The sequence below is a fragment of the Pseudomonas veronii genome, assembly GCF_001439695.1.
In the GTDB taxonomy this organism is placed as follows: Bacteria; Pseudomonadota; Gammaproteobacteria; order Pseudomonadales; family Pseudomonadaceae; genus Aquipseudomonas; species Aquipseudomonas veronii.
In genome coordinates, this window is record NZ_JYLL01000024.1 from 41,765 (window position 1) to 65,979 (window position 24,215).

Genomic DNA, 24,215 nt, shown 5'->3' on the forward strand with positions numbered 1-24,215 from the left:
AGGGCGTTGGCATCTTCCGATGGTGAGGTGATCCCTGGCGTTTGTTCTCGCGGCTCACACGATTTAGGCTGTGGCCAACCTTTAAACACAAGGAACGCCGCGATGACCTGGTCCGCCAAGCAATACACGCTGTTCGAACAACAGCGCACACGCCCCGTCCGTGATCTGGTCGCGGCCATTCCCAATACCGCGGTGCAAACTGCCGTCGACCTGGGCTGCGGCCCCGGTAATTCCACGCAAGTGTTGGCCGAACGTTTTCCGCAGGCTCGCGTCACCGGCATGGACAGCTCCGACGACATGCTGGCCGACGCCCGCAAGCGCCTGCCGACGCTGAACTTCGAACGGGCGGATATCGGCGCCTGGAGCCCGGCGCAACCGTTCGATGTGATCCTGGCGAATGCTTCCCTGCAATGGCTGCCGGACCACGCCACGCTTTACCCGCACCTGGTCAGCCAGTTGACCTCCGGCGGAACCCTGGCGGTGCAAACCCCGGACAACCTCGACGAGCCCGCCCATCGGCTGGCGCGTGAAGTCGCCGCCGATGGCCCATGGTCCGCCAGGATCGGCGCGGTCAAACACAATGAACGGCACACGGCGAGCTATTACTACGAACTGCTGAGCAAACACTGCAGCGCCGTCGACGTGTGGCGCACCACCTACCTGCACCCGCTGGCGGATCACGCGGCTGTGGTGGAGTGGTTCAAGGCCTCGGCATTGCGGCCGTTCCTCGCACCGTTGAGTGACGACGAAAAAGCCGCCTTCCTACAGGACTATCAGGCGCGAATTACCCAGGCTTATCCGGCCCTGGCTGATGGCACCGTGCTGCTGCCTTTCCCGCGCCTGTTCATCATCGCAACCCGCTAGCCCCACGCCCGCACGTGGCGGTCAGGCCGCCGCCGCTTGCGCCTGCAAGTATTCCTGCGTCGACACCACGCTCGCATACCCAAATGCCAACGACGCCATATACGCCCCATGCACCTGCGCCGCCGGAATCACTTGCCCGTTGAACTCCTGATCCCGCGTGGCGCAGGCGTCATGGAGCACGGTGACCTTGTAACCGAGGTCCGCCGCCGCCCGTACCACGGCGTCGATGCACATATGGCTCATGCTGCCGACCACCACCAGGTCAGTGATGCTGCGTTGTTCCAGCACGGTGCGCAGCTGGGTTTCGCGAAACGCATTCACGAAATGTTTAAGCACCACCGGCTCACTGCCTTCGTTCAGCACCTTGGGGTGCAGATGCGCGCCTTCGGAGCCTGGGGTGAAGAACGGCGCATCTTCCGAGGTGAACTCATGGCGCACATGAATCACCGCATCGCCCGCCTGGCGAAATGCCTGCAGCGCCTGCGCGGCCTTGTCTGCCGCGGCTTCCACGCCGTCGAGCGGCCACTTGCCTTGGGGGAAGTAGTCGTTCTGGATATCGATTAGGATGAGCGCTTGCTTGGCCATGTGTGTTGCCTCGTGATGGGTTGATGGGCGCCAGTATCTTAGCTGGCGCACCGACCGGGGATTGGCTGCACCGACAATAACAGGGGGAAAACTGACAATGGCCGTGGAACGCTCGATCATCGAGTTGGGTGTGTTGATCTATCAGGGCGCGCAACTGGCGGCGGTGCATGGCCTGACCGATCTGTTCGGGGTGGCCAACCGGATCGCCGCCGCGCACCAATCCGCGCAATTGCCGCTGCTGCGGGTCAGCCATTGGCAGGTGGCGGCAGATGGTACGCCCGCGCGCGTATTCGCCAGCCATCCCGGCCCCGGCCAACCGCTGATGGCCGTGCTGGTACCACCGTCGATTGGCGAATTCACCGAGCAACAGACGCCACCCGCGTTGTTGCAATGGCTACGCCAACAACACGCGGCGGGCACCGTGCTCGGTGGCGTGTGCATCGGCTCGATCATGCTGGCGCGCAGTGGTTTGCTGGACGGGCGCAGCGCCACCACCCATTGGTCTTCCGCCAGTACGTTCGCAGAGCATTACCCCGCGGTGCGTCTGGAAGCGGATAAACCGATCGTCGATGACGGCGACCTGATCACCACCGCCGGGCTGATGGCGTGGTCCGAACTGGGCCTGCGCCTGGTCGACCGCCTCATGGGGCCGAGCGTTGCGGCGGACACGGCGCGCTTTCTGGTGATCGAACACAGCGACAGCGCCAGCCAGTGCGGCAGCAACTTTGCGCCGATTCTCGGGCATGGCGACGGCGCGATCCTGAAAGTGCAGCACTGGTTGCAAGCCAGTGGCGCGGTGGATGTCTCGGTGGCGGCGATGGCGCAGGAAGCCGGCCTCGAAGAACGCACGTTCCTGCGGCGCTTTCGCGGCGCGACGGGTTTGAAACCCACCGAATACTGCCAGCACCTGCGAGTGGGCAAAGCCCGGCAAATGCTCGAGTTCACCAACGGCACCATCGACCATATCGCCTGGACCGTGGGCTATCAGGACCCCAGCGCGTTTCGCGCCACCTTCAAGAAAATCACCGGCCTGGCGCCCAGCGAGTATCGCAGCCGGTTTGGTGTGTGAAGAATGTTTCGTCGTCACCGCCCTCGCTCGCCTCGTCAGCTTCCTATAGGCCTGATGATGTTCTGGCCTCATCGGGGGCAAGCCCCCTCCCACATTTGATTGTGTTCACAGATCAACGTGTGGGAGGGGGCTTGCCCCCGATGAGGCCTTCAAAGTCACCCCGACTCAATGCCTGATCAGCCTCTCCTGCACCGCCTGCTGATCCACATCCAGCAGTATCTGTTGCTTGCCAGCCACCATCACTGCCGCTGGCAACCCATCGCGATACACAATCCGGTTACCACTCACCGCCGGCACTTTGCTGCCCGGCAATAGCGTGCCCACCAGGTTCAGCGGATCAGTCCCGCACACCGCGATCAGGCTTCCATCATGGGCCCGCCGCCGCACCTCACGCAGCAGCGGGATCGCTTCCGGCAAGGCGAACTGTTCGCCCGCCAACCCGCTGACGAACCGCCCGCCGCGAATCTCCCCGCGTGCCTCCAGGCGGTGAAAGGTGCGCAACAGTTCGCGCCAGCTTGGCAGCCAATCCGCCTCGCGCTCCAGCAGTCGCCAGAACACCACGCCGTAGCGGCGCAGCAAGGTCATCGCCACATGCTCCAGGGTTTCGGCCGAGTGCGGGCCGGCGGCGGTCGACGGGCGCCGGATCAGCGCCCAGCGCCCGGCATCGTCCATGCCGCCGACGAATGCACCGCGCCCGCGCCGGCTGCTGCGCGCCTGGCGTTTACTCGCGGGTGTGGTCAGCGCACGCAGCCCGGCGAAGCTGTCGGCGTTCACCAGGCCGGCACCGACCAGCTCCTGCAGCGCCGTTTCCAGCTCGCTGCGCAGCAGATGGGCTTCGTGGGCCAGCTCATCGAAAAACAACGCGCCGTGTTCGCGCAGGGTCTGGTGGACTTTCTGCGCCTTGGGCGACAACGTCGTGCTGTCGGTCTGTTCGGTCAGCCCGCTCCACAGCGGCACCTGGCTGCGTGGCAGCAGCACCACGGGCGTGCTGCGCAGGGCGGTGGCGCCGGGCTTGTTGCTCAGGCGTGTCCACACCAGCTTGCCGCTGCGGCACAGGTCGTCGAGCCAGGTTGATGTGTAATCCTTGAGCCGCGCGCTGAGCAAGTCACTGTCCCAGGCCGAGGTGGCCGCCGCGTAGCCTTCGAACTGGGCGACGATCTGCGGCAACATCGCGCTGCCCTGGCCACGCGTACCGTCGGACAGGTGCTGCCAATCGAACAGAAAGCGCATGAAGTCCTGCAACGCCACAGGCTCGATTTCCCGGCGCAGGCGCTTGACCGTGTAGCGATGAATCCGCGCCAGCAGGTGCCGTTCGCACCATTGTTCCTCGCGGGCGCCGGGGCTGAAACGCCCGCGCAACACATAGCCTTCCTGCTCCAGGCGGGCCAGGGCCTGGGCGATGTCGGTCACCGGCAGCCCAAGGGGCGCGGCGATTTCGATCAGGCTCAGCGGGCCGAACCCCCCGAGGCGCGCGCGCAGCACTTCCACCAGCGCGTCATCGAAGGTCCAGGGCTCATCGAAGCCGGGCAACAGCGGCAAGTCGTTGGGGTAAATCGCCCGCAAGCAACTCAGGCGTTCCACCGCCACCCACTGGCCTTGGGGCAGATGACAGGCGCGTCCGCCCTTGGCCAGCGTTTGCAACCACTGCCGCCATTGCGGCGTGACCTCGCTGTCGACGATGCACGCCAGGCTCATCAACGCTTCATGCATTTCATCCAGGCCATGGGGCGCCGGCCAGGCCTCTTCGCGCACGCCGGCGATGGCGTCGGCGTCCAGCGCGCCAAGGTCGTCGGTGCTCTGCGGGTCGCTCCAGCGCCGGTTGAGCACGGCCTGGGTGCGGCGTTCTTCCAGCGGCGCGTCGTCGAGAAAGGTGTAGGGCCGCGCGCTGAGAATTTCCGCGGCCATGGGCGAGGGCGCCGGCAGGTCGCGGCTGATCAGGCGTACCTCGCCGCGCTCGATGCGCCGCAACAGGGCCAGCCAGGCGTCGCTGTCCATCGCTTCGTGCAGGCAGTCATCCAGGGTTTGTTCGACCAGCGGGTGGTCGGGTACTTCGCGCTCGCCGGCGAGGTTTTCCAGGCACGCGATTTGGTCGGGAAACACGCTGGCGATCAGGTCTTCGCTTTTCATCCGCTGGATCTGCGGCGCCACCTTGCGCCCGCCGGTAAAACGCGGCAACGCCAGGGCCACCCCGGCGTTCCAGCGCCAGCGCACGCCGAACAACGGCGCGTCGAGCACGGCCTGGATCAGCAGGTGCTCGGCGGTCTGGCTGTTGAGATAACGCCACACCTCATCCAGCGCGAAACTGTGGCTGGTGGACAGCGACAGCACGATCGCATTCTCGCTGGCCGCCGCTTGCAGTTCGAAGTTGAAGGTGCGGCAGAAACGCTTGCGCAGCGCCAGGCCCCAGGCGCGGTTGATGCGGCTGCCGAACGGCGTGTGGATGATCAGTTGGGTGCCGCCGGACTCGTCGAAAAACCGCTCCATGATCAGCGTGTCCTGGGACGGCAACGCGCTGAGCGCCAGGCGCGCGCGGGCCAGGTAATCCACGATCTGCTCGGCGCTGGCGCGGTTCAGGCCCAGGGTGTCGGTGAGCCAGGCGAGGGTGGGTTGCAGATCGCCGGGCGTGGCGCCGAGCAGTTCGTCCAACTGGCCCTGCAAACGCGCGACCGCCGCCGACAGTTCGCGGCTGCGCCCCGGCGCTTCGCCGAGCCAGAACGGGATGGTCGGCGGCTGGCCATGGGCGTCCTCGACCCGCACCTTGCCGGCTTCGACCCGCAAGATCCGGTAGGACGTATTACCGAGCTGGAAGACATCCCCGGCGATGCTTTCCACCGCGAAGTCTTCGTTGACGCTGCCGATGTTCAGGCCCTGAGGCTCGAGCAACACGCTGTAGTCGGCGTTGTCGGGGATGGTGCCGCCGCTGGTCACGGCGGTCAGCCTGGCGCCCCGACGGCCGCGCAGGGTGCCGGTCACGGCGTCGCGGTGCAGGTAGGCGCTGCGGATGCCCTGGCGGCCGTTGTAGCCGTCGCAGAGCATCTGCACCAGCGCCTGGTAATGGCGTTCATCCAGCTCGGCATAGGGCGCGGCGCGGTGGATAAGTTCGAGCAGCGCCTGTTCCGGCCATTCCCGTGCGCTGACTTCGGCGACGATTTGCTGGGCCAGCACGTCCAGCGGCGCGACCGGGATGTGCAGGGTGTCCAACTCGCCCCGGCGCACGCAGTCGAGCAGGGCGGCGCATTCGATCAGGTCATCGCGGGTGGTGGCGAACAGGCGCCCCTTGGGCGTGCCGCCGACCTGGTGCCCGGAGCGACCGACTCTTTGCAGAAACCCATTGATGGAACCGGGCGAGCCGATCTGGCACACCAGGTCGACCTCGCCGATATCGATCCCCAGTTCCAGGGATGCGGTGGCGATCAGCACTTGCAGCGCGCCAGCCTTGAGCCGTTGTTCGGCGTCCAGGCGCAACTCCTTGGCCAGGCTGCCGTGGTGCGCGGCCACGGCGGACTTGCCCAGGCGCTCGCTCAAATGCCGCGCCAGGCGTTCGGCCAGGCGCCGGGTGTTGACGAAAATCAGCGTGGTGCGGTGTTCGCGGGCGAGGGCGGCGAGGCGGTCGTAGACCAATTCCCACACGTCGTTGGCCATTACCGCTGACAGCGGCACCGGCGGCACTTCGATATCCAGGTCACGCGGGCGCGCATGGCCGATGTCGACGATTGCGCACGGACGTGCCGTGCCCACCAGAAAACGCGACACCGCCTCGATGGGTTTTTGCGTGGCCGACAGACCGATGCGTATCAACGGCTCGGCGCACAAGCCTTGCAGGCGTTCGAGGCTCAGGGCCAGGTGACTGCCGCGTTTGCTCGCCGCGATCGCATGGATCTCATCGACGATCACCGTGCGCGTGCTGGCGAGCATCTGCCGGCCGGAGTCCGAGCCCAGCAGCACGTAGAGCGATTCCGGCGTGGTCACCAGAATATGCGGCGCACGCTTGCGCATCAGCACGCGGTCTTTTTGCGGCGTGTCGCCGGTACGCACGGCGGTGCGGATCGCCAGCGGTGGCAGGCCCAGTTGCTGTAAATGCGCGGTGATCCCGGTCAGCGGGGTTTGCAGGTTGATCTGGATGTCGTTGGACAGCGCCTTGAGCGGCGACACATACACCACCTGGGTTTCATCCGGCAGTTGCCCGCCGTTGGCCAGGCCTTGATGAACCAGGTCATCGAGCACTGCGAGGAAGGCCGTCAGCGTCTTGCCGGAGCCGGTGGGTGCGGCGATCAGCGTCGAGCGGCGCTGGCGGATCAGCGGCCACGCCTGGGCCTGGGCGTGGGTCACCGAGGGGAAGGTGCTGCGGAACCAGGCGCTGACGGCGGGGTGAAAGCCGTTCAAGACCGTATCGGTTGTTTCAGGAAGGTTCATGATCCCTATATGCAACCGCCCGGGCCAAGTTGCAAGCCCGCACTTTGTCCGTGACGGTTGCGCTACAAACCCGCAAAATGCAACGATTCTGGCAAATACCCACGGCAAGGCTCAAACGCCTGTCGATACTAACCATCGTTCCAAACAGACCGGGCCAGCTCAATCTATGCGAATGCGCCTTATGTTGTTGGGCGGCGGGAATGCCCTCGGGCAGGCGCTGATTCGCCTCGGTGCAGAGGAAGACATCGGTTTCCTCGCCCCCAAACCGCCCCAAGACGGCTGGGATGCCGCGAGCCTTACCCAATTGCTCGACGACACCCGTCCCGATGCGTTGATCAACCTCGCCTACTATTTCGATTGGTTCCAGGCCGAAACGGTCAGCGAAAGCCGTCTGGCCGCCCAGGAGTCGGCGATCGAACGCCTGGCCGAACTGTGTCAGCACCACAGCATCACCTTGCTGCAACCGTCCAGCTACCGCGTGTTCGATGGCTCCCGCGCCACTGCCTACAGCGAAAAGGACGAGCCGGTGCCCCTGGGCCTGCGCGGCCAGGCGTTGTGGCGTATCGAACAGAGCGTGCGCGCCACCTGCCCGCAGCATGTGTTGCTGCGCTTTGGCTGGCTGCTGGATGACAGTGTCGACGGCACCCTCGGGCGTTTCCTGGCGCGGGCCGAGCAGACTGAAGAACTGCTGATGGCAGATGACCGTCGCGGCAATCCGACGCCGGTGGACGATGCGGCGCGGGTGATCATCTCCGTGCTCAAGCAACTCGACTGCGCGGCGCCGCTGTGGGGCACTTATCACTACGCCGGTCACGAGGCGACCACGCCGTTGGCGCTGGGCCAGGCGATCCTCACCGAAGCGCGCAGTTTCCGTGCGCTGGTGATCGAAGCCCCCACCGCCCAGGCCCATGCGGCTCGGCCGGATGCCGGTGAAGAACCACAACACGCGGTGCTGGCCTGCAAGAAAATCCTCCACACCTTCGGCATCAAGCCGCGGGCGTGGCGAGCAGGGTTGCCGGCGTTGCTGGATCGGTTCTACCGCCGTAGCTGAAACACCCCAAAGCAAAATGTGGGAGGGTGCTTGCCCCCGATAGCGTGGCGTCAGTCAACAGATTCATTGACTGAGCCACCGCTATCGGGGGCAAGCCCCCTCCCACATTGGTTTTGCGGTGTTTGTTAAATATCGCTTAGAACTTGTAGCCGATACCAACCATGTAAACGAATGGATCAACGTCAACATTGACCTTGGCGCGAGTGCCTGGGCCCAGACCGTTGTTTTCCACGGTGGCCGTGGTGCTGATGTCGATATAACGGACCTGGCCGTTGATCATCCACTTGTCGGTGATCATGTAGTCAGCACCGATCTGTGCGGCCCAGCCCCAGGAGTTGTCGGCCTTGAAGTTGCTGAAACCGCTTTGTTTCGCGCTGCCGCTGAGGCTCTCGTCATAGATCCAGGTGTAGTTGATACCGGCACCCACATACGGTTGGAACTTCGAGGCGCTGTCCAGCGGGTAGTACACGACGCTCAGGGTTGGCGGCAGTTGTTTCAGGGAGCCGAGCTTACCGTTGGCTGCGCCTACGGAAGTGCCCTTGAGTTTCACGTCATGCGAGAACGGGGTGGCCGCCAGCAGTTCGATACCCCAGTGGCTGCTGAACATGTAGGCGAAGTTCAGACCCAGTTGCGTGTCGCTGCTCAAGGTCGCCTTGCCGCCCAGGTTGGCGCCGGTCGATGGGCCCTGGTCAACTTTGACGTTGCCGCTGTCTGTGTTCGGGTTCACGGTAATCGCACCGGCACGAATCAGGATGTCACCGGCCTCGTAAGCGTGGGCAACGGGGGCGGCGAGGGCGAGCGCGAAGAGTGACGCGCCGAGCAGAGACTTATTGTTCATGGGAGCTCCAGAGGACGTTTAAAGGTTGTACATCCAATGGTAAAGATCGTTCCGTTCGGTCTTTTGACGCAGCTCAATGAATGGGTGATAAGCGCTATTCCGGCAATTCGTAGACGTAAATCTTCTCGGCATCCATCTGATAGCCGGCGTCGGCCAGCTCACTGGAGGACGGTTTGACCTGCATCACGCCTTCGATCCAATACGGCTGATACAGCTCGTCGAGCTTCACGCCGACTTCGCTTTTCACATGCACGATCTGGTTCGACGGCGGTGGCGGTACGTGAATGCACGCGCCGAAATACGGCACCAACAGGAACTCGGTGGTACGGCCTTCTTCACTGACTTCCAGCGGCACGATATAGCCCGGCAGGCGGATATGCCGGCCGTCGAGGCTTGGCACCACCGGTGCGTTGGGCAAGTCCTGCTTGGCCGCTGGCGCGGCCTCCACCGACAACGCATCGGCCATTTTCGACAGGTCGTGCAGCGGTTTCATATTGGGGATTTCCGGCGGCGCGTCCGCCGGGATCATTTCCTGCCAGGACAAATCCTTGGGCTGATCCTCCGCCCAGGCGGGCGCGGCCAGCAGCAACAACAGGGCAAACAGGGCACGACGCATCGAAGCCTTCCTCATAAACGTATGGACAGGCCATCGGCCAAGGATTGTCGATAGGCCCGCCACGCCGGCACGCTGCCCATCAACAGCGCCGCCGCGAGGATACCGGCGAGCAAGCTCCATTCATACTCGCTGGGCCAGGCCATCGGCAGGTCCAGGCCGTAGTTGGCCTGCAGGTACCCGCGTGAAGCGGCGATGCACACGTACAGCAGACCCACGCCGGCGATCACACCGGACAGCGCCAGGGCGAAGGCTTCGAAGATCAGCAACGTCGCGATATGCCACGGCCGCGCGCCCACCGAACGCAGGATCGCCATTTCGCGACGACGCTCGTTGAGGCTGGTGAGGATCGCGGTGAGCATGCCGATCAAACCGGTCAGCACCACGAACAGCGAGATCACGAACAGCGCTTTTTCGGCGGTGCCCATCATGCTCCACAGCTCTTGCAGCGCCACGCCGGGCAGGATCGCCAGCATTGGTTCGCCACGGAATTCATTGATCTCGCGTTGCAGGGCGAAGGTGGAGATCTTGTTGTTCAAGCCGAGCATGAAGGCGGTGATCGCCTGCGGGGTCAGGTCCATGTTGCGCGCCTGATCGGCACTGATGCGGCCTTTGCCCTGGGCCGGCACGCCGTTGTGCCAGTCGATATGGATCGCCTCCATGCCGCCGAGGCTGATATGCAGTGTGCGGTCCACCGGGGTGCCGGTGCGCTTGAGGATGCCGACCACGGTGAACGGTTTGTCATCGTGCTTGACCAGGCTCACCACGGCCACGCCATGGGCCAGCACCAACTGATCGCCGAGCTTGTAGTGCAGCGCTTCGGCCACTTCGGCGCCGAGTACCACTTCGAACGGATCGGTGGCGAAGGCGCGGCCGCTGGCCAGTTCGAGGTGTTGCTTGCGGCCGTACTGGTAGTGCTCGAAATAGGATTCGTTGGTGCCCATCACCCGGTAGCCGCGATGGGAGTCGCCGAGGGAGATCGGAATCGCCCATTTCACCTGCGGGTTGGCGGCGAAGTGTTCGTAGCTGTCCCAACGGATATTGTTGGTGGCGTTGCCGATGCGGAACACCGAATACAGCAGCAGGTTGACCGAGCCGGAGCGCGCGCCGACGATCAGGTCGGTGCCGCTGATGGTGCTGGCGAAACTGTTGCGCGCTTCAACGCGTACCCGCTCCACGGCCAGCAGCAGGCACACCGAAAGGGCGATGGCGAAGGCGGTGAGGATCGCGGTAAAGCGGCGGTTAGCCAGGCTGGCCATGGCTAGACGGAACAGATACATCTCAAACCTCTGCGGGCGTGGCGGCGCGATTGAGTTCGGCCAGCGACAGGTGACGGTCGAACAGCGGAGCCAGGCTCTGGTCATGGCTGACAAACAACAGGCTGGCGCCGGCCTCGCGGCATTCGGCGAACAACAGTTGCAGGAAGGCTTCGCGGGCGTCGTAGTCCAGCGCCGAGGTGGGTTCGTCGGCGATCACCAGCTCCGGCTGGCCGATCAGCGCACGGGCGGCGGCCACCCGTTGTTGCTGGCCGATCGACAGCGAGTCGGCGCGGCGCTCCAGCAGGGCGCTGTCCTTCAACCCCAGGTGCGCCAGCAACGCCGCGGCGGCCTGGTCGACACTGCCGTGGCGCTGCTTGGCCCGCTGCGCGCGCAGCTTGGAAAAGTGGCACGGCAACTCGACGTTTTCGCGCACCGACAGGAACGGCAGCAGGTTGAACTGCTGGAAGATGTAGCCGGTATGGTCGACGCGAAAACGGTCGCGGGCACCGGCCGAGAGGTCGGTCAGTTCCTGGCCGAGCAGACGGATGCTGCCCCGGCCGGGTGTCTGCACGCCGCCCAGCAGGCCGAGCAGGGTGGTCTTGCCACTGCCGCTGGGACCCTTGAGAAACAGGGTCTCCCCCGGTTCCAGGCGGAACGCGGGGATGTCCAGCAACGGCGGGTGTCCGGGCCAGTTGAAGCCCAGGTCGGACAGTTCGATCAATGCGTGGCTCATGGCTACTCAGAACTTCAGGGTGGCTGCTGTGACCGTCGCTTCCACACCTTGCTGGCCGCTCGGGCCGATCAGTTGTACCTGAATTTTCTGGGTGGCGGGGAAGGTCTTGAACACTTGGCTCAGGTCGAGGTTGCTCAAGGCCGTCGGCGTGGCGCAGGTGAACTGGTAGTGGGCGTGGATTTCGCTGTGGTCGTGATGGTGCTCGTGGGCGGCCGCGTCTTTGTCGGCGGTGGCGTGGTCGTCATCGTCGTCATCATGCTCGGCTTCGGGCTTGTCGCCGAACAGCGGGCTGTTGAGTTCCTGGGTGCTGACCACGCAACCGGCGGCCTTGGGCAGGTTGAACAGGGCGGCTGGGTTTTCCAGCTGTTTGCGCACGGCGGCGACCTTGGCTTTGTCGGCGGCGCTGGTGGCCGGGTGTTCGAACCCCACCAGGTTCATCGCCGGGCTGTCCAGCTCAAGCTCCAGGGCCTGGCCGTCGAGCGCCGCGTTGAGACGGCCGACCCCGTGTTCATGGGCTCCCAGGCTGGCATGCTCATGATCATGCTCGTCAGCGGCGTGGGCGATAGCCAGTGGCAGCAGGGCAAACGGCAAAGCAAGCAGCAGACGGCGCATGGGGAAGCTCCAGAACATGAAATTTATGTTATGTGATCTTATAACAATAGTGCCGAGAGTTTGACCGTCCGCTTGGCGTTGCGCAAGCCGCATGGGAGCATGCCCGTCGGAAAAAATGCAGGAGTAGGGACGATGTTGCGGATTCGTGGAACTGTCGGCGACCTGCCGGTGGACTTGACTCTGGAGCTGGATGACGCTGATTGGGCACGCCTGCGCGCGCAGTTGCAGACGCCGCCGGTGCCCAGCGCCACCGCTGCGCCGGCTGTTGCGGTCAAGCAGAACGATGACCTGTGGCAGAACGCCCAGGACCTGTTGCGCGCCGCCGGCCAGCTCAACGGGCTGGAATTGCTCGATCAACTGGAAGGACTGGCCGGCGACGCCGCGGCGGGCAAGCGCCTGCTGGTGCGCCTGCGCCATAGCGGCCAGGTCAAGGTCAGCAGCGGCGGTGATACGCCGCTCTATACCTGGATTGACCCGTTGTAGGAGCGAGCTTGCTTGCGAAGAGCGTCAACCACAACGCGCCCATCCTGAATGAATGCGGTGTCCTTGAGTTTTTCGCGAGCAAGCTCGCTCCTACAGGGCGATTAGTACAGCGCGGCGAACAGCTTGCGGCGGTACGCGGTCACCAGCGGGTGATCGTTGCCCAGCAGTTCGAACACCTGCAGCAAGGTCTTGTGCGGTAAGCCTTCGCTGTAGCTGCGGTTGCGGATGAACAGTTTGAGCAAGCCTTCCAGCGCGGCATCGTACTGCTGGCGCGCCAGTTGCTGAATGGCCAACTGATAGGCCGCTTCATCGTCCTGCGGGTTTTGCGCCAGGCGGCTTTTCAGGTCGGCGGGGTCGGGCAGGTCGGCGGCCTGGCGCAGGAAGGTGATTTGCGCCTTGGCGCCAGCGAGGGCGGCCTTGTGCTCGTCGCTCTTGACGGCGTCGAGAACGGCCTGGGCTTCACCCAATTCACCGCGTTCGGCCAGGCAGCGCGCGTACAGAATCAGCGCGCCGGCGTTGCTGTTGTCTTCGCCCAGCAGCGCGACCAGCACGGCTTCGGCTTCACTGATACGGCCCTCGGCAAACAGCGCCTGAGCCTGCTCCAGCGGGTCCGCCGCAGCCGGCGGCGGCATCTGCACGTGAGGTTCGAGCATCGCCCGCACCGCCGACTCCGGCTGCGCCCCGGCAAACCCGTCCACCGGTTGGCCGTCCTTGAACAGCACCACCGTCGGCAGGTTGCGAATACCAAAGCGCGCAACGATGTCCTGCTCGGCCTCGCAATCGACCTTGGCCAGCAGCAATTGGCCCTGATAACTCTCGGCGATCTTCGCCAGCATCGGCATCAACGCCTTGCACGGCGCGCACCACTCGGCCCAGAAGTCCACGAGCACGGGCTTTTCGAAGGAGTTCTGGATCACCGCCTGGTCGAACGTGGCGGTGGTGGCGTCGAAGATATACGGCGTGGGCTCACTCATGGGGCGTCTCGAATAAAGCGGGAATGGGGCAACTATAAGGGCTGGCGCCGCGAATGGTACAGGCTCACCTTGCGAAACTCCCAAGGCTCGGCCAAGTCCGGCAATGTCAGGGCATCGAGTATCGCCAGGCGCTGATAATCCGGATGCTGAAAGTCCCGCACCCGCGAGTCCGCCACCAGTGCTTCACGCCCGCGCGTGAGGAACTGGTCGAGCAGCGGCAGGTTGGCGCGGTCGTAGAGCACGTCGGCCACCAGGATCAGGTCGAAGCGGTCGGCCTCGGCGAAAAAATCCGCCGAATAGCCCAGTTCAACCCCGTTGAGTTCGGCATTCGCACGGCAGGACGCCAATGCCAGTGGGTCCAGGTCGCAGGCCACCACTTCCTGCGCGCCGGCCTTGGCGGCGGCAATCCCGGCGACGCCGGAGCCGGCGCCGAAATCCAGCACGCGCTTGCCCGCGACCCATTCCGGGTTCGCCGCCAGGTAGCGTGCGAGTGCCAGGCCGCTGGCCCAGCAAAAACTCCAGTAGGGCGGCTCATGCAGGATGCGCCGGGTTTCTTCGGGGCTGAAGGCGCGGTCCATGTTGTCGGCGTCGAGCAGCCACAACGCCAGGTCGGTGCCCGGCAACGGGCAGGGCACCAGCTGTGCGTCGCCGATCAGGGCGCTCAGCGCCCGTTGCAGGTCGAGCGGTGGCGTCATGGTGCCTTGACGAGTTGCAGGGGGCCGGTGGTCTGGGTGATGGCCTGGGTGATGCGTACTGCGGGCAGGTGCAGGATCAGTTGGCCGGACTGGCTGGCGCGCCCGCGCAGTTCGACCCGCGCACCGGCCGGGAACGCGTCGGGGCTGAAGCGCAGGCGGAAGGCCAGGGGCTTGCCGTTGCCGCTCAGCACGCTGCTGGCGAGCAGTTGTTGCGGGCGGCTGCGGTCGTCGATCACCAACAGCGCCATTTCGACTTCGGCGCCGGCGGGCACGTTGGTCAGGCTGCCGTTGATCTCACGCTGGTAGGCCGGCAGCGGGCCGAGGTCTTCGATGCCGGGGACTTTTTTCTCTTGCGCCGGCTGGGGCTGCGGCGTCGAAGGTTTTGGGGCTTCGCTGCTGCAGGCGACCAGAAAACCGAACAAGGTGAGTAAAACGAGTGGTCGTAACTGCATGTACGGCTCCAGAAAGGACAAAATCCGTGGCTTAAAAAACAGGAAACATAATCGTCAGCCTATATACCGTAAAGGCTATGGCTTGTCTTGCCACGGGGATGCGCTACCATGGCCCTCCCTTTTTTTGTTGCCTGCCACCATGCACTGTCCCTTCTGCGGTGCCAACGACACCAAGGTCATTGACTCGCGTCTGGTCGCCGAGGGCGATCAAGTGCGTCGCCGGCGCGAATGCCTGGCCTGCGGTGAACGTTTCACCACCTTCGAAACCGCCGAACTGGTATTGCCGCGCCTGATCAAATCCGACGGCAGCCGCCAGCCTTTCGACGAAGACAAATTGCGCGCCGGTATGCAGCGCGCCCTGGAAAAACGCCCGGTGAGTGTCGAGCGGCTGGAGGCGGCGCTGGCGCATATCAAGCACAAGTTGCGCGCGACCGGCGAGCGCGAGGTCAAGTCCCTGGTGGTTGGAGAGCTGGTGATGGGCGAGCTGCAAAAGCTCGACGAAGTCGCCTATATCCGTTTCGCTTCGGTGTATCGACGTTTCCAGGACCTCAATGAGTTCCGCGAAGAGATCGACCGCCTGGCCCGTGAGCCGATCAAAAAATGAACCCACCGTCTGCTGAACAGGCCATCCTCGACGCCCATTACATGGCCCGCGCCCTCGAACTGGCGCGCAACGGCCTGTACACCACCCATCCCAACCCGCGTGTGGGGTGTGTGATTGTGCGCGATGGGCAGATCGTCGGCGAAGGTTGGCATGTACGTACCGGCGAGCCCCATGCAGAAGTGCATGCCTTGCGCGCAGCCGCTGACAAAGCCCGTGGCGCCACGGCCTACGTCACCCTGGAACCCTGCAGCCATTACGGCCATACCCCGCCGTGCGCCGATGCGCTGGTGAGTGCCGGGGTGGCGCGGGTGGTCGCGGCGATGCAGGACCCCAACCCGGATGTCGCCGGGCGCGGTATGCAGCGTTTGGCCCAGGCCGGCATCGAAGTGCGCAGCGGTGTGCTCGAAGTGGAAGCGCGGGCGCTCAATAAAGGTTTCCTCAAGCGCATGGAACACGGCCTGCCGTTTGTGCGGGTCAAGCTGGCGATGAGCCTGGACGGTCGCACCGCGATGGCCAGCGGCGAGAGCCAATGGATCACCGGCCCCGCCGCCCGCGCCGCCGTGCAGCGCCTGCGCGCCGAGGCCAGCGTAGTGCTGACCGGCGCCGACACCGTGCTGGCCGATGGTGCGCGCCTGACCGTGCGCGCCGCCGAACTCGGCCTGGACGCAGAAACCACCGCGCTGGCCATGTCGCGTCCGCCGCTGCGCGTATTGATCGACGGCCGCCTGCGGGTGCCGCTCAATGCGCCGTTCTTCAAGGCCGGCCCGGCGCTGGTCATCACCTGTGTCACTGCGGAAAACCAGTTCCCCCGTGGCCCCGAGTGCCTGGTGGTGCCCGGTGTCGATGGCCAGGTCGACCTGCGCTCGGCGCTGGTGGCGTTGGCGGCCCGTGGCGTCAACGACGTGCTGGTGGAAGCCGGGCCAAGCCTGGCGGGCGCGTTCGCCCAGCAGGGCCTGGTGGACGAATACGTGATTTTCGTCGCCGGCAAGTTCCTCGGCTCCGCAGCCCGGCCTTTGCTGGACTGGCCGCTTGAGAAACTGGCCGACGCGCCCCAACTCAAGATCACTGAAATGCGCGCTGTGGGCGATGACTGGCGAGTCACTGCCATCCCTGTGCCAGCAGCGAGCGTATAATTCTGACCGGGCGCTCAAACGCCCGCACCGTTTTCCAGGAGAAGGCCATGTTCACCGGCATTATCGAATCCATCGGCAGCATCCGTGCCATGACCCCCAAGGGCGGCGACGTGCGCCTGCTGGTTGACACCGGCAAGCTCGACCTGGGCGACGTCAAGCTGGGCGACAGCATCGCCGTCAGCGGCGTGTGCCTGACCGTCGTCGACTTGCCGGGCAACGGCTTTGCCGCCGATGTCAGCCGCGAAACCCTGGACTGCACGGCGATGAGCGACCTCAAGGCCGGCAGCCCGGTCAACCTGGAAAAAGCCCTGACCCCGACCACGCGCCTGGGTGGTCATCTGGTCAGCGGCCATGTCGACGGCGTCGGCGAAGTAGTGGCGCGCAGCGAAAACGCCCGCGCCGTGGAGTTCCGCATCCGCGCGCCCAAGGAGTTGGCCAAATACATCGCCCACAAAGGCTCGATCACCGTCGATGGCACCAGCCTGACCGTGAACGCCGTGGATGGCGCCGAATTCGCACTGACCATCATTCCCCACACCCTGAGCGAAACCATCATGGCGTCGTACCAGCCAGGTCGCCGGGTGAACCTGGAAGTCGACTTGCTTGCCCGTTACCTGGAGCGCCTGCTTATGGGCGATAAGGCCGCAGAGTCTGACTCTCGACAAAAGCCTGCCAGTAACATCACCGAAAGTTTTCTGGCCGCTAACGGCTACCTGAAATCCTGACCAAGGGGGTGCCCTGTGGCGCTCAATAGCATCGAAGAACTGGTTGAAGATATCCGCCAAGGCAAGATGGTCATCCTGATGGATGACGAAGACCGTGAGAACGAAGGCGACATCATCATGGCCGCCGAGGCGTGCAAGCCGGAGCACATCAACTTCATGGCCAAGCACGCCCGTGGGTTGATCTGCATGCCCATGAGCCGCGAACGCTGCGAGTTGCTCAAGCTGCCGCTGATGGCGCCGCGCAACGGTTCCGGGTTTGGCACCAAGTTCACCGTATCGATCGAGGCCACCACCGGCGTGACCACCGGGATCTCCGCCGCCGACCGTGCGCGCACCGTGCAAGCGGCCGCCGCGAAAGACGCCAAGGCCGAAGACATCGTCAGCCCGGGCCACATCTTCCCGCTGATGGCCCAGCCGGGCGGCACCCTGGCCCGCGCCGGCCACACCGAAGCCGCCTGCGACCTGGCGCGCATGGCCGGTTTCGAGCCGAGCGGGGTGATCTGCGAAGTGATGAACGACGACGGCACCATGGCCCGTCGTAGCGAACTCGAAACCTTTGCCGCCCAACACAACCTCAAGATCGGCACGATTGCCGACCTGATTCACTACCGGATGATCCACGAACGTACCGTTCAGCGGATTGCCGAGCAGCCGCTGGACAGCGAACTGGGCCAATTCAACCTGGTGACCTACCGTGATTCGGTGGAGGGCGACGTTCACATGGCGCTGACCCTGGGCACCATCTGCGCCGACGAACCGACCCTGGTGCGCGTGCATAACATGGACCCGCTGCGCGACCTGTTGATGGTCAAGCAACCCGGGCGCTGGAGCCTGCGCGCCGCGATGGCCGCGGTGTCCGAGGCCGGCAGCGGGGTGGTATTGCTGTTGGGCAACCCGGTGGATGGCGACGTATTGCTCGCGCATATTCGTGAGTCCGCCGAGCAAACCCAGGTCAAAACGCCGACCACCTACAGCATCGTCGGTGCCGGTTCGCAGATCCTGCGTGACCTCGGCGTGCGCAAAATGCGCCTGATGAGCGCACCGATGAAATTTAATGCGATATCCGGTTTCGACCTGGAAGTTGTAGAATACGTGCCCTCCGAATAAAGGCTGGCGATTTTCGCCCCTTGTTCGCGGTTAAATCATCACTGAGGGACGCACTTTTCGCGTCCCGGCTCTTTAAGAGATTTGTCGAATGACCCTGAAGACCATCGAAGGTACCTTCATCGCCCCCAAAGGCCGCTACGCCCTGGTGGTTGGCCGCTTCAACAGCTTCGTGGTTGAAAGCCTGGTAAGCGGTGCCGTGGACGCCCTGGTTCGCCACGGTGTGAGCGAGAGCGACATCACCATCATCCGTGCCCCTGGCGCCTTCGAAATTCCACTGGTTGCGCAAAAAGTTGCGCAACGGGGTGAATACGCGGCGATCGTCGCCCTGGGCGCGGTCATTCGTGGCGGTACGCCGCACTTCGAATACGTGGCTGGCGAATGCACCAAGGGCCTGGCCCAGGTGTCCATGGAGTTCGGCGTACCGGTTGCATTCGGCGTGCTGACCGTGGATTCGATCGAACAAGCCATCGAACGTTCCGGCACCAAGGCCGGTAACAAAGGTGCTGAAGCTGCCCTGTCCGCCCTGGAAATGGTCAGCCTGCTGGCGCAGTTGGAGGCCAAGTGATTTCCGACGAGAGCGATCGTTTCAACCCGCGCGACCCACGCCCAGCCGACGCCGGCAAGCCGTCCAAGAGCGTCAAGCGTCGCGAAGCGCGTCAGCTTGCGACCCAGGCGCTGTATCAGTGGCACATGGCGAAAACCTCGCTGAACGAAATCGAAGCGCAATTTCGCGTCGATAACGATTTCAGTGACGTCGATGCCAGCTACTTCCACGACATCCTGCACGGCGTCCCGGCCAATAAGACCGAGATCGACATCGCGCTGGCACCGTGCCTGGACCTGACCCTCGACGAGCTGGACCCGGTTGAACTGGCCGTACTGCGCCTGTCCACCTGGGAACTGCTCAAGCGCGTCGACGTGCCGTACCGCGTGGTGATCAACGAAGGCATCGAACTGGCGAAAGTCTACGGTTCGACCGACGGTCACAAGTTCGTCAACGGCGTGCTCGACAAGCTGGCCCCGCGCCTGCGCGAAGCCGAAGTGAAGGAACACAAGCGCTGATCCGCGCTTGAGTTCTCGATGGGCGAGTTTGAGCTGATCCGCAAATACTTCGCCGCCGCGCCTTGTGCGCAGGGCGGCGAGGGCATTGCCCTGGGGATCGGCGATGACTGCGCCTTGCTGGCGCTCCCCGCCGGGGAGCAGTTGGCAATCTCCACCGATACCTTGGTGGCCGGCGTGCATTTCGCCGCCCCCTGTGATCCGTTCCTGCTCGGCCAGCGCTCGCTGGCCGTGGCGGTGAGCGATCTGGCCGCCATGGGCGCCGACCCCATCGCGTTTACCCTGGCCCTCACAACCCCCACCGTCGATGCCGATTGGCTGCAACGCTATGCCCAGGGTTTGAACGCCATGGCGCAGAGCTGTCGGGTGGGCCTGGTCGGCGGCGACACCACGCGCGGGCCGCTGAGCTTGACCATGACCGTGTTCGGCCGTGTGCCGGCCGGGCAAGCGTTGACCCGCAGCGGTGCGCGGCCGGGTGACTTGCTGTGTGTGGGCGGGGAATTGGGCAACGCGGCGGGAGCGCTGCCGTTGGTGCTGGGCCAGCGCAGCGCCGAGGCCAGCATCGCCGACCCGCTGCTGGCGCATTACTGGTCGCCGCAACCGCAGTTGGCCCTGGGCGTTGCCCTTCGGGGCAAGGCGACGTCTGCAATGGATATTTCCGACGGGCTCCTGGCCGATTGTGGGCATATCGCCAAGGCATCGGCTGTCAGCCTGCTGGTCGAGCGCCAGCGACTGCCGTTATCCAAGGCCTTGCTCGCGTTTGTCGGCGATGACGTGGCGCGGGTGGCGGCCTTGAGTGGCGGCGACGACTATGTGTTGGTGTTCACCCTGCCACCGGCCGCGCTGGCACCATTGCTGGCGGGCGGCTGGCCGGTGCATGTGATCGGCCGGGTCGAGGCGGGGCAGGGCGTGACGCTGCTCGACGCGAACGGGCGCGACATCACCCCGGCCGTTCGCGGTTATCAACATTTTCGCGAGACGCCCTGAGTCAGCATTCAGACCTGCATAGAACCGAGACGAAGGCCAATCGAGCCGATTGATCTTTATCAACGATAATTCAGCTTAAGCGTCTGTAGGAACGTGCTGTTACAATGCCCGCCTCTGTGAAATCTGAAATCAGGAGCACACGGTGCCCGTCGTTTTCGTCGCTGCTTCCAAGCTGCCTACCCCTTTTGCCATGTTCACCATGCATGGCTTCCTCGAAGAAGCCAACGGGCGCGAGCACGTCGTGCTCAGCCTGGGCGATATCGCCGATGGCGCGCCGGTACTGGGCCGCATCCACTCCGAGTGCCTGACCGGCGACGCGCTGTTCAGCCAGCGCTGCGACTGTGGTTCGCAACTGGAAGCGGCGATGCGCGCCATTGCCCATGAAGGCCGCGGCATCTTGCTGTACTTGCGCCAGGAAGGTCGTGGCATTGGCCTGCTGAATAAAATCCGCGCCTACGAGTTGCAGGACGGCGGCGCGGACACCGTTGAAGCCAACGAGCGCCTGGGCTTTGCCGCCGACCAGCGTGACTACGGCATCTGCCTGCCGATGCTGGAGCACCTGGGCGTGAAATCCCTGCGCCTGATGACCAACAACCCGCGCAAGGTCAAAGCCTTGACCGAGATGGGCATCACCGTCGCCGAGCGCGTGCCGCTGCATACCGGGCACAACCCGCACAACAAGCTCTACCTGGCGACCAAAGCCAGCAAGCTCGACCACATGATGGGCAACGAACACCAGGGCGAGGTCGACCGCGCGTGACTCGAGGCCAGGTGAAACGGCGACTGTCCTTCAATTGGTGGCAGTACCTGGCGCTGGCGTTGCTGCCATTGTTCGTGATCAACCTGGTGTTCGCTCAGGCCGAACCGCTGTTGCCGGTGCTGGCCATGCCGTTCTTCATTGCGGGCGTGGCCTCGATGTTTCTCAGCCTGCGCTATTTTCATGGCTATAAACATGCGTTGATCGCCACCTCTAAAGCCCTCGATACCGCAGAAGAGCCGGCGGCCTGGATCACCCTTGCCGCCCGTCGGCGCACGGCGTTGCTGATTGCCTCCGTGCCGGCCTGGATCGGTGCGCTGGCGGTATTCGTCGGCCTGGAAGCGGTGCCGTTGTTCCTGCTGGCGTTGTCGACCCTGGTGTTGTTTTACCTCTACCGCATCCCGCGTCAATTGGGATGAAGCCTCGCTGGCTGGCGCTCCTGCTGCTGGCGTTCGCTGCCCAGGCCCTGGCGGTCGAGCGGGTGGTCAGCCTGGCGCCGTCGCTGTCGGAAATCGTGGTTGAACTGGGCGCTGCCGACCTGTTGGTGGGCGTGCTCGATGGCGGCGAGCGGCCAGCGGCGCTGGCGAAGGTCGCGTCGGTCGGGCGCTATGGGCAATTGAACATCGAGCGCTTGCTCAGCCTCAAGCCCGACCTGATCCTGCTCTGGCCCGGCAGCATCGGCCCGGCCCAGCGTGAACAGTTGCAGCGCCTGAATATCCCGGTCTACATCGCCGAACCCCATAACCTCGAACAACTGACCCAGCAGGTCCAGGCCATCGCCGAGCAACTGGGGCGCGCCGACGCCGGCCGGCAATTGTCTGCGCAGTTGCGCCAACGCCTGGCCGGGTTGCGCCAGCGCTATCAGCGTGCCGAACCCTTGCGGGTGTTTTACCAAGTGTGGAGCCCGCCTTTGTACACCGTGGGCGGTGGGCAGATCATCAGCGATGCGCTGAGTGTGTGCGGCGCGCGCAATGTGTTCGACGACCTCACGCTGCCCGCGCCGCAGGTCAGCGTCGAGTCGGTGCTGCAGCGCAACCCCGGGGTGATTCTGGCGGCGGATCAACCGCAGTTGGATGCCTGGAAAGCCTGGCCGCAGCTGGCGGCGGTGGCGCAGGGGCGTTTGCTGTTGGTTCCGGACAAGGGGCTGGAACGGCCGAGCGGGCAGATGTTGGAAGCCTTGGCGCGGTTGTGTCAGGTGATTGCGCCGAACCGCTGACGCAATCGCAGGCACGCCGACGTTTCTATCAGAGCGTCGGCGTCCAGGTCACGCCAACCCTCCACACCCGACCTTCTTCCCGATAGTCCTGATTGTTCAGGAACGCCGGATCGTCATAGCTGTAACGTGCCCGAGCGTAAGTCTTGTCCAGCACGTTATCGACTTTCAGCGACAACGCCACTTCCCGGCTGAGCGCCCAACTGCTGCGCAGCCCGAGCAAGGCATAACCGCCCAGGCGATTGCGATTGGCTTCGTCGTCGTAGCTGCTGCTGATCGCCTGCCAGCTCGCACCGACGCCGAGTTGATCGAATTGCCGATCCAGGTCCAGGTTCAGGGTGCGCCGCGCACGGCGGGCGAGGGTGTGGCCGCTGTCGCGGTCGCGCGGGTCGATCAGCGAAACGCCCAGGTTGCCCTGCCAGCCGAACAGCTCGTGCTTGAGCGCGGCTTCAAAACCATTGATCCGCGCCGCTGCGACGTTCTGCGGTTTGCCGCCGTCGAGAATGATCGCGTCGCTCAAGTCGGTGCGGTACAGCGAGGTTTCCAGGCGCGTGTGGTCGCCGAGCTGGCTGCGCCATTGCAATTCGTAACTCTTCGACGTCTCGGGCTGAAGATTCGGGTTGCTGTACTGCGTGTCCGGGTAATAGAGGTCATTGAAGGTCGGCGCGCGGAAGCCTTCGCTGTAGCTGAGCAGCACATCGTTGTCGGGGTTGATCGGCACGGTGAGGGTGCCGCTCCAGCTGTTCTGGCTGCCAAACTGTTGGTTCTGGTCATGGCGCAGGCCCAGTTCGGTGGAAAACCACTCGCTGCGGAAACGATGCTGGACAAAGGCGGCGCGGTTCCAGCGGCTGTTTTCGGTAAACGTGGTGGAGCCGTGGAAGCGGTCTTCGTACCAGTCGCCGCCGAGGATCAAGCTGTTGCGCTCATTCAGGGTCAGGTCGTTCTGCCAGTTGAGCGAGTCGCGGTAGGTGTTGAATACGCTGAAGTCATCGCTGAGCGTATCGCGCTTGGTATCGCGGTTCTCGCTGTGGCCCAGTTCCAGGCGCGATTGCCAGCGTTCGCTGAGGCGGGCGTCGGCATAGCCGCTGGCGCTGCTCACGGCGTAGTCGGTGTAGGGTTTCTGGCCGACGCTCTGGTCGGTGGCGACGTCGTAGCGGCCGAAGCTGTTGTCGTACTCCGACTTGCCGCGGCTATCCAACAGGTTGAAACCGGCTTCCAACGCGTCACTGAAACTGTGGCTGAGGTTCAGGCTGACGGACTGGTTGCGGTAGGCATCATGGTCGCCATCGCTGGGAAACGAGGTGTGTGTCGAGTTGATGCCGGCGCTTTCATCCAGGCTCGCGCCCAGGTTGAAGCGCGTGTGTTCGTCGCCGCCGGACAGCCCGAGGCTGCGCTCCCAGCTCTGGTGGCTGCCGAAGCCCAACCGCAGGCGCGGTTGCAGGCCCTGTTCGGCGTTGCGCCGGGTAAACACCTGGATCACCCCGCCAATTGCATCGCTGCCGTAGATCACCGAGCGCGAGCCGCGCAGTACTTCGACGCGCTCGATCTGGTCCACATTCAGGTATTGCAGGCCGCTGTCGCCGGAGGTGGCGTTGGCGATGCGCTGGCCGTCCACCAGCACCAGGCTTTGCGCGGACTTGGTGCCGCGCAGGTAGATGCCCGGCAAACTGCCACGGCCGCCGGTGGGCGCCACTTGCACGCCGGGCACGCGGCTGAGCAGGTCGGTCAGGCTGGTGGGTTGCAGGCGGTCGATGTCGTCGCGGGTGAAGACGGTGTTGGCGGCGCTGCTGTCGTTGCGCGCCTGGACCTGGCGGTTGGCGCTGATGACCACGTCGGGGAGTTTCAGCGCGGCGTCGCGGGTGTCGGCGAGCAGGTCGTGGGCTGGCAGAAGCAGCAAGGGCAGGGCAAGGCGCAGGTGATTCATAGAGCGGTCCATAGCTTTTTGTAGGAGCGAGCTTGCTCGCGAAAAACCTGAGGACGCCGCGTGCA

At 64.4% G+C, this 24,215-nt stretch carries 25 protein-coding genes; 14 read left to right on the forward strand and 11 right to left on the reverse strand.

Features of this window, described 5'->3' with window-relative positions; all coding sequences use genetic code 11:
- Window positions 1–102 precede the first annotated feature (102 nt).
- Window positions 103–864, forward strand: coding sequence for a trans-aconitate 2-methyltransferase (gene tam / locus TU80_RS23145; RefSeq protein WP_046381880.1), 762 nt, complete (start codon window positions 103–105; stop codon window positions 862–864).
- Between the two features lie 21 nt (window positions 865–885).
- Here tam and TU80_RS23150 read toward each other — a convergent pair whose 3' ends face one another.
- Window positions 886–1,449, reverse strand: a complete 564-nt coding sequence (locus tag TU80_RS23150; RefSeq protein WP_057005472.1) for a cysteine hydrolase family protein — start codon at window positions 1,447–1,449, stop codon at window positions 886–888.
- 97 nt (window positions 1,450–1,546) lie between these two features.
- Between TU80_RS23150 and TU80_RS23155 the strand changes: the two genes are divergently transcribed.
- Entirely contained in the window at window positions 1,547–2,518 is a 972-nt protein-coding gene (locus TU80_RS23155) for a GlxA family transcriptional regulator (protein ID WP_046482562.1), read from the forward strand.
- A 165-nt stretch (window positions 2,519–2,683) separates the two neighbouring features.
- Here TU80_RS23155 and TU80_RS23160 read toward each other — a convergent pair whose 3' ends face one another.
- Window positions 2,684–6,931, reverse strand: coding sequence for a DEAD/DEAH box helicase (locus TU80_RS23160; protein ID WP_057005473.1), 4,248 nt, complete (start codon window positions 6,929–6,931; stop codon window positions 2,684–2,686).
- Between the two features lie 166 nt (window positions 6,932–7,097).
- On the opposite strand from TU80_RS23160, the gene TU80_RS23165 reads away from it, so the two are divergent.
- On the forward strand, window positions 7,098–7,982 hold the full coding sequence (locus TU80_RS23165; protein WP_026140363.1) for a sugar nucleotide-binding protein: 885 nt from the start codon (window positions 7,098–7,100) through the stop codon (window positions 7,980–7,982).
- A 136-nt stretch (window positions 7,983–8,118) separates the two neighbouring features.
- Here TU80_RS23165 and TU80_RS23170 read toward each other — a convergent pair whose 3' ends face one another.
- From TU80_RS23170 to TU80_RS23190, 5 genes are all read right to left on the reverse strand, one after another.
- Complete coding sequence (locus TU80_RS23170) at window positions 8,119–8,820, reverse strand: OmpW/AlkL family protein (RefSeq protein WP_057005474.1); 702 nt, start codon at window positions 8,818–8,820, stop codon at window positions 8,119–8,121.
- 94 nt (window positions 8,821–8,914) lie between these two features.
- Window positions 8,915–9,436 carry a DUF3299 domain-containing protein gene (locus tag TU80_RS23175; protein WP_046482555.1) on the reverse strand — a complete coding sequence of 174 codons (522 nt, stop codon included), beginning with the start codon at window positions 9,434–9,436 and terminating at the stop codon, window positions 8,915–8,917.
- Between the two features lie 11 nt (window positions 9,437–9,447).
- Window positions 9,448–10,713 carry an ABC transporter permease gene (locus TU80_RS23180; protein WP_026140362.1) on the reverse strand — a complete coding sequence of 422 codons (1,266 nt, stop codon included), beginning with the start codon at window positions 10,711–10,713 and terminating at the stop codon, window positions 9,448–9,450.
- Window position 10,714: 1 nt separating this feature from the next.
- On the reverse strand, window positions 10,715–11,425 hold the full coding sequence (locus tag TU80_RS23185; protein WP_057005475.1) for an ABC transporter ATP-binding protein: 711 nt from the start codon (window positions 11,423–11,425) through the stop codon (window positions 10,715–10,717).
- A 6-nt stretch (window positions 11,426–11,431) separates the two neighbouring features.
- The gene (locus TU80_RS23190) at window positions 11,432–12,037 is read right to left on the reverse strand and encodes a DUF2796 domain-containing protein (RefSeq protein WP_057005476.1); all 606 of its coding nucleotides are present in this window, start codon (window positions 12,035–12,037) and stop codon (window positions 11,432–11,434) included.
- Between the two features lie 132 nt (window positions 12,038–12,169).
- On the opposite strand from TU80_RS23190, the gene TU80_RS23195 reads away from it, so the two are divergent.
- Window positions 12,170–12,520 carry a hypothetical protein gene (locus TU80_RS23195; RefSeq protein WP_057005477.1) on the forward strand — a complete coding sequence of 117 codons (351 nt, stop codon included), beginning with the start codon at window positions 12,170–12,172 and terminating at the stop codon, window positions 12,518–12,520.
- A gap of 101 nt (window positions 12,521–12,621) precedes the next feature.
- On the opposite strand, the gene trxA is transcribed toward TU80_RS23195, so the two are convergent.
- Genes trxA through TU80_RS23210 form a run of 3 tightly spaced genes read right to left on the reverse strand, consistent with a single transcriptional unit; the run spans window position 12,622 to window position 14,641 of the window.
- Window positions 12,622–13,494, reverse strand: coding sequence for a thioredoxin (gene trxA, locus TU80_RS23200; protein WP_057005478.1), 873 nt, complete (start codon window positions 13,492–13,494; stop codon window positions 12,622–12,624).
- Between the two features lie 32 nt (window positions 13,495–13,526).
- The gene (locus TU80_RS23205) at window positions 13,527–14,189 is read right to left on the reverse strand and encodes a class I SAM-dependent methyltransferase (protein ID WP_057005479.1); all 663 of its coding nucleotides are present in this window, start codon (window positions 14,187–14,189) and stop codon (window positions 13,527–13,529) included.
- Window positions 14,186–14,641 (reverse strand): YbaY family lipoprotein, encoded by a 456-nt coding sequence (locus tag TU80_RS23210; protein WP_017849582.1) that lies wholly within the window; start codon window positions 14,639–14,641, stop codon window positions 14,186–14,188. The genes TU80_RS23205 and TU80_RS23210 overlap by 4 nt, the downstream gene beginning before the upstream one ends.
- A 139-nt stretch (window positions 14,642–14,780) precedes the next feature.
- Here TU80_RS23210 and nrdR point away from each other — a divergent pair, with 139 nt between their 5' ends.
- The 10 genes from nrdR to TU80_RS23260 all read left to right on the forward strand — a co-directional run bounded on the left by nrdR (window position 14,781) and on the right by TU80_RS23260 (window position 22,229).
- A complete protein-coding gene (gene nrdR, locus TU80_RS23215) occupies window positions 14,781–15,245 on the forward strand; it encodes a transcriptional regulator NrdR (RefSeq protein WP_026140361.1) in 465 nt (154 codons plus the stop codon).
- Window positions 15,242–16,378: a bifunctional diaminohydroxyphosphoribosylaminopyrimidine deaminase/5-amino-6-(5-phosphoribosylamino)uracil reductase RibD gene (gene ribD, locus TU80_RS23220; protein WP_046381891.1), complete on the forward strand. Its 1,137-nt coding sequence runs from the start codon at window positions 15,242–15,244 to the stop codon at window positions 16,376–16,378. The genes nrdR and ribD overlap by 4 nt, the downstream gene beginning before the upstream one ends.
- A gap of 47 nt (window positions 16,379–16,425) precedes the next feature.
- On the forward strand, window positions 16,426–17,103 hold the full coding sequence (locus tag TU80_RS23225) for a riboflavin synthase (protein WP_017849579.1): 678 nt from the start codon (window positions 16,426–16,428) through the stop codon (window positions 17,101–17,103).
- A gap of 15 nt (window positions 17,104–17,118) precedes the next feature.
- Complete coding sequence (gene ribBA / locus TU80_RS23230; protein ID WP_046381892.1) at window positions 17,119–18,210, forward strand: bifunctional 3,4-dihydroxy-2-butanone-4-phosphate synthase/GTP cyclohydrolase II; 1,092 nt, start codon at window positions 17,119–17,121, stop codon at window positions 18,208–18,210.
- A gap of 88 nt (window positions 18,211–18,298) precedes the next feature.
- Window positions 18,299–18,775 carry a 6,7-dimethyl-8-ribityllumazine synthase gene (gene ribH, locus TU80_RS23235; protein WP_017849577.1) on the forward strand — a complete coding sequence of 159 codons (477 nt, stop codon included), beginning with the start codon at window positions 18,299–18,301 and terminating at the stop codon, window positions 18,773–18,775.
- Window positions 18,772–19,272: a transcription antitermination factor NusB gene (nusB, locus tag TU80_RS23240; RefSeq protein WP_017849576.1), complete on the forward strand. Its 501-nt coding sequence runs from the start codon at window positions 18,772–18,774 to the stop codon at window positions 19,270–19,272. Before ribH ends, nusB begins: the two co-directional genes overlap by 4 nt.
- A gap of 18 nt (window positions 19,273–19,290) precedes the next feature.
- Window positions 19,291–20,256 (forward strand): thiamine-phosphate kinase, encoded by a 966-nt coding sequence (thiL, locus tag TU80_RS23245; RefSeq protein ID WP_057005480.1) that lies wholly within the window; start codon window positions 19,291–19,293, stop codon window positions 20,254–20,256.
- Between the two features lie 142 nt (window positions 20,257–20,398).
- Window positions 20,399–21,016: a GTP cyclohydrolase II gene (gene ribA / locus TU80_RS23250; protein ID WP_017849574.1), complete on the forward strand. Its 618-nt coding sequence runs from the start codon at window positions 20,399–20,401 to the stop codon at window positions 21,014–21,016.
- The gene (locus TU80_RS23255) at window positions 21,013–21,432 is read left to right on the forward strand and encodes a nuclear fragile X mental retardation-interacting protein 1 (RefSeq protein ID WP_026140360.1); all 420 of its coding nucleotides are present in this window, start codon (window positions 21,013–21,015) and stop codon (window positions 21,430–21,432) included. Before ribA ends, TU80_RS23255 begins: the two co-directional genes overlap by 4 nt.
- Window positions 21,429–22,229: a cobalamin-binding protein gene (locus tag TU80_RS23260; RefSeq protein ID WP_057005481.1), complete on the forward strand. Its 801-nt coding sequence runs from the start codon at window positions 21,429–21,431 to the stop codon at window positions 22,227–22,229. The genes TU80_RS23255 and TU80_RS23260 overlap by 4 nt, the downstream gene beginning before the upstream one ends.
- A gap of 28 nt (window positions 22,230–22,257) precedes the next feature.
- On the opposite strand, the gene TU80_RS23265 is transcribed toward TU80_RS23260, so the two are convergent.
- Window positions 22,258–24,150: a TonB-dependent receptor domain-containing protein gene (locus tag TU80_RS23265; protein ID WP_057005482.1), complete on the reverse strand. Its 1,893-nt coding sequence runs from the start codon at window positions 24,148–24,150 to the stop codon at window positions 22,258–22,260.
- Window positions 24,151–24,215 lie beyond the last annotated feature (65 nt).